Annotated in this window: 1 protein-coding gene; it reads right to left on the bottom strand. The window is 37.4% G+C overall.

What is annotated here, in order from left to right:
- A partial coding sequence (locus ACVC2P_RS08075) for a phosphate acyltransferase (RefSeq protein WP_452597970.1) occupies positions 1-597 on the bottom strand: 597 nt, incomplete at both ends.

Raw genomic sequence — 597 nt, 5'->3', positions numbered from 1 at the left:
GTCTTTAGATGATCCAAAGTTTGAATACGAAGTCATAGCCATAACTGGCTCTAAGCCAAACATTTTTACAACACCAGAGGTCATCTGTGCTATTTTAATTAAATCTTTTGCTTCTGGGTTTATATTTATAGAGGTATCACTTAAAAACATTGGCCCACGTTGGGTCATCATTACATTTGTAGTTGCTATTCGTGTAGATCCTGGAGCTAAGCCTATAAGTTCTAACATTGGTTTTACTACACTTGGGTAGCTACGAGAATAACCAGAAATTAATGCATCTGCATCTCCTTCATTAACCATCATTGCGGCATAGAAATTACGCTCTCTCATTAATTTCTGCGCTTCAAATAAAGTTACGCCTCTTCTTTTACGTTGCTCCCAATAGACTTCGGCATATTCGTTTCTCTTAGCTTCTTGTTCGTCTGTTTTTGGGTCTATAATAAGTACATCTGCATCGAATTCTATTTCTTCTTTTAGGCGTTCTATTTCTTCTTTACGGCCTAATAAAATTGGGATAGCCACACCATCATCATGCACAATTTGTGCTGCCTTTAACACATCTAAATGATCTGCTTCTGCAAAAACCACACGTTTTGG

This window comes from Pontimicrobium sp. MEBiC01747 (genome assembly GCF_053601635.1).
The sequence above is the reverse complement of the archived record's forward strand: the minus strand, read 5'-3'. Positions and strand labels throughout refer to the sequence as shown.